This window comes from Marinifilum caeruleilacunae (assembly GCF_013141825.1).
Lineage (GTDB): Bacteria > Bacteroidota > Bacteroidia > Bacteroidales > Marinifilaceae > Marinifilum > Marinifilum caeruleilacunae.
In genome coordinates, this window is the sequence record NZ_RZNH01000073.1 from 1 (window position 1) to 4460 (window position 4460).

Consider the following 4460-nt stretch of genomic DNA (forward strand, 5'->3'; position numbering starts at 1 on the left):
AGAAGATAGAGAACGAATTTGTTGCTATTTTGAAGAATTAATGGATATAGTTGGACTAGAAAGTTCAGACGGTCAACTGAATGATTTTATGTACGGATTTAATCCAAGTGAGTAAAAACGGTTGCCAACAAAAATTAAAATTCAAGGGCGGTGACGCTCAAATTGATAACGAAACAAAAACAATAAACGCAAGCGGTTTTGATAAGGTGGTAATTCTAAATCGCCCTCAAATTTTAGCAAAACCGTTGTAGCACATTAAAAACAAATTGAAAAACTTAGTTCAAATAATAGATGGAATTGCCAAGTATGGCCTTCAAACGGACTTGCAGATTGAAAATAAAGAAAAGGATCTGGAGCAATACCTGGTTGACCTTTATTCCCAATCCTTCATTATTAAGTTTGAATTTGATAACCGAGACTACCCTGAATTCGATAAATCCCAATTTCCAAATGTGATTAACAATGTTCGTAGCAATTTCGGTGATTTTGGATTTTATCATTCTGTATTGAATTCAACTGAAATCTTGAAAGATGCCGAGACTGCAACTGGTGATGCGGTGGATGATTTATCGGATATTATTTACGATGTTCTCGAAATCAAATGGAGAATTGAAAATAATAGCGTAGCGGATGGTCTTTGGTACTTTAAGCTAATATTCAACGGTCATACTCAGCAACACCTGATCGACCTATTGAACTTTATGAAAGCAAAGAATGGATAAAAAAACGTGCTACAACAAAACCTATAAGCAATACCCTTTGGGATACTGCGCATAGCCGAAACGTTGTAGGTCATTCTAAAACAGAGACAGAAATTGCAAATTATGAAATACAAACAGATTTTAATTATTATCTCAATAGTCCTGATTGGCATCCAAAGAAATGCTTACTCTCAAAATTTAGATAACATTAATTCCGTAAATATCCAAACGGATACTTTATATGATATTGAAAGAAGATACAAACTTCCACCAAATGGTTTTGACATTAATTTAAATCTCGACAGTTTAGAATTTACTGAACGAAGAATACCTAAGGTTAGAAGAATTTTTAAAGCAGGAAAAACATATCATTACAAAGCACTTTATTTGACTTCAAATAACGATACTATATCAAATCCCCGCTACCGCACGAATCCTTTCGTGTGGTGAGACTACCAAAATGTTTCTACAAAAGACTTGATGTTCTTTCAGAATTATAACTAGAGAAATTAACTAAACATTTAATATTTTAGCATGATATTGTTTAGTTGTTCCAATTGTGTAGAAGCCACACGAAAGGATTCGTGCGGCAGCGGAGGCAAACTGGTACTATCTGTGGGTATTTTGACTTTGAAATTTACATATATATGACAAGAATAATAATTGCATCAATCTTCTTACTAGTTTTCACTTCATGCAATATGACAAGTGATACCCAAAATTTAAGGGCAGATATTCAGGCAGATACAATTTTAATTTTGAAAAAGATTTCAAAGCAAGGAAATATCTGGGGAATCGATATAAAAATAAATGGAGATTTTGACGACACGATTACATTGATTCATACAAATGGGAAAAATGTTGCTTATCACTACAAATTAATTGGTGGAATTGATACGACATACCATACTGATTGGTACTCTGATTCTTGTTTGGTTAAGTTCGAGAATATTAAAGAACCAATAAAGGATTTACAAATTGAATATGAATTCTTTGATTAGTTAAAACCCCCGCTACCGCACGAATCCTTTCGTGTGGTGAGACTACCAAAATGTTTCTACAAAAGACTTGATGTTTTTTCAGAATTATAACTAGAGAAATTAACTAAACATTTAATATTTTAGCATGATATTGTTTAGTTGTTCCAATAGTGTAGAAGCCACACGAAAGGATTCGTGCGGCAGCGGAGGTCAGTTAAAAACAAAACTCAGAATGAAAAAGCTAACCATCATAATATTTTTCGTCTCAATCTCTTCCATCATCTTTGGACAAGAATTGACTAAGAATGAAAATCCATTTGAAACTATCTATGGTTATTTGGAGGAATTACAAAATACAAAATCAACAAGCCATATTCTGCTTGAAAAAATAAATATTGAATTTGACAAGTATTTAAAACTTGACAGAGCAGAAATGGATAAATTTCGATTTGATGAAAGAGCTTGGGATTATGCGGGCTATCCATTTTTCAACAAACTAAAAAGTGCAAATCAAGACAGTTTAAGCTTTAATTTGTTTGAATTTGTCCTCAAAATAAAACCATACTATTTCGCAACTGGAGAAGTTGAACAGGGACTTTCAGAGTTGGCGGCAGAAATTGCATATTTGAATATCGATTCGTTGTTGGAATACGTCCTTCCGATGGATTCTACTAAAAGAATGGAAATTTTAATGAAACCCTGGTGGTATGCAATACCAGCAGATTCAATGAAACTAAAACTAAAAAATACAGAGATTCAAGATGAAATGGATTATGTATTTAAACATAGTGGGTAAAAACCGAACGCCTAACAAATTGTATATGGCAGGCGGGGTACTTGGCGGCCTGACAAGTCAGACCTTATGCCCAATTTCCTGCGGGTCTGACAGGATTTCTATCGAAAATCCCGCTCGACCACATACAAGTGACCGTTAGGCGTAACCTAATGAGATGAATATTGAATACTATAGAATGAAAATTTTAAGGATATTAAAAACTATAATTCATTAACTAGTCTATGATGAAATTTTTATTACTTGTTCTGACTATAATAATTTTAGGTAATTATTTTATTTTGAGGAACGCAATGTACAATGCTGAAGGTGGAACTGGATTAGGTTATGTAATTATGATTCCGATTTATTGTGTTCTATCCCTCATTATAATAATTTCTTTATCTATTTTTTATAAACGTAAGGAAACTGATAATAAATATAAAAACGAATTTTTCTGGTTAATAATTTTATTAAACCTTGTCTTTACAAGTTTTTTTGTGATTGACATTTTTTACGAAGTATTTTGACAAGTACAATAGGCAGCGGAGGTAGGTAAAGTGCATTGCACTTTATGCTTACGTTATGCGCAATTAAAAAACCGACAAATGGGTAAAACTGCAACTTCGATCCCGAAAATCTTTGGTGGATTTGGTTTGACAATCTTCCTGAACTTAATATGGGGATTTCTAACATATAAAGTCCTCTTTGAATCAAAACTTAAACCATTTCAAATAAGCACATGCACTGAAGGATACGATTGGTTGCTTTTGACATTCATTTTAGCATTAGAGCTATTATTTTTGAGATTACTAATTAAGGACAACAGATTAATTATTATCACATCGGAAAAAATAATTTTTATAAGTTGGATTCTTCCTATCCTTTTCAAAATTAAAAAGAAAACTTTTTACGACGGATATACTTTAGTGGGAGAAACGGATAATTATGGAAATCAATATCAAGCAATGTATTTAATTCATAACGGAAAATTAATAGATCGAATTTCAAGTTTCTATTATCAAAACTTCTATCAACTAATTAGTTGTTCCGAGTTAAAAAAATTAAGGAAACGAAAAGTGGGATTAATAAAACAACTGATAATTAACATCTTCGGTATTCCAATAAAACATTAAAAGCCCCCGCTGCCGCACGAATCCTTTCGTGTGGTGGACTACCAAAAGTTTCTTCAAAAGAGTTGATGTTTTTGCTTACATTTGGAAATTGTTGACTAGTATTAGGGGTTCTTAGCATTATGCTCTAAACCCCAAATTCAGTATTTAATTTTTTAAATAAAAATTTCATTATGCGCCGTAAAATACCAGAATCAGAAACTATAAAGTTGACTAATCGCTCTCTCATGATTACACCTGAAGGTTTCGAGAAACTGAAGGAAGAGTTGAATCATATATGGACAGTAGAACGGCCAGATGTTACAGCTAAAGTATCATGGGCGGCGAGTTTAGGTGACCGTTCTGAGAATGCCGATTATCATTATAATAAGAAACGCTTAAGGGAGCTTGATAGGCGTATACGATACTTACGTGTATGCTTAGATGAATTTAAAGTAGTAGAATATCATCCATCTCAGGAAGGAAAGGTGATGTTTGGTGCATGGGTAGAAATTGAAAACCTGGAAAAAGGGTTTAAGAAAAAGCTACGAATTGTTGGATATGAAGAACTTCCTGGCAATTCTGATTATATATCAATGGATTCCCCTGTGGCAAAGTCTTTAATGAAAAAATGCGTTGGTGATCAAGTTGTCGTAAAAACGAAGATGGGAGATATGGTTTGGAGAATTAACAGTATTCAGTATCAGAAGTAGGCCTTACCCCTGATGGCGCAAGTGTGCACTACCCGCTCGCGCCCAATGTCATTAAGTTAAGAGTGTAAGTTATTGAAAAACAGTAGTAGTAGCGAGGTTTTTAGAGATTTTTTTGCTATATTTATATAGTATTCAGAGAGTTATTATGATGAAAAAAAACTACTAAATTTATTGTAGAAAAA

At 33.1% G+C, this 4460-nt stretch carries 7 protein-coding genes; all 7 read left to right on the forward strand.

Going from position 1 to position 4460, the window contains the following annotated elements; genetic code table 11:
* Positions 1-115 (forward strand): DUF4844 domain-containing protein (locus ELS83_RS22785; RefSeq protein WP_171597577.1); only part of this gene is annotated, 115 nt, incomplete at its 5' end.
* Between the two features lie 151 nt (positions 116-266).
* Positions 267-722 (forward strand): DUF5063 domain-containing protein, encoded by a 456-nt coding sequence (locus ELS83_RS21390; RefSeq protein WP_171597578.1) that lies wholly within the window; start codon positions 267-269, stop codon positions 720-722.
* Between the two features lie 102 nt (positions 723-824).
* Positions 825-1151 (forward strand): hypothetical protein, encoded by a 327-nt coding sequence (locus ELS83_RS21395; RefSeq protein ID WP_171597579.1) that lies wholly within the window; start codon positions 825-827, stop codon positions 1149-1151.
* Positions 1152-1348: 197 nt separating this feature from the next.
* Positions 1349-1702 carry a hypothetical protein gene (locus ELS83_RS21400; protein ID WP_171597580.1) on the forward strand — a complete coding sequence of 118 codons (354 nt, stop codon included), beginning with the start codon at positions 1349-1351 and terminating at the stop codon, positions 1700-1702.
* A gap of 211 nt (positions 1703-1913) precedes the next feature.
* Positions 1914-2477, forward strand: a complete 564-nt coding sequence (locus ELS83_RS21405; protein WP_171597581.1) for a hypothetical protein — start codon at positions 1914-1916, stop codon at positions 2475-2477.
* A 584-nt stretch (positions 2478-3061) separates the two neighbouring features.
* A complete protein-coding gene (locus tag ELS83_RS21410; protein ID WP_171597582.1) occupies positions 3062-3589 on the forward strand; it encodes a hypothetical protein in 528 nt (175 codons plus the stop codon).
* A 206-nt stretch (positions 3590-3795) separates the two neighbouring features.
* Complete coding sequence (greB, locus tag ELS83_RS21415; protein WP_249414544.1) at positions 3796-4278, forward strand: transcription elongation factor GreB; 483 nt, start codon at positions 3796-3798, stop codon at positions 4276-4278.
* Positions 4279-4460 lie beyond the last annotated feature (182 nt).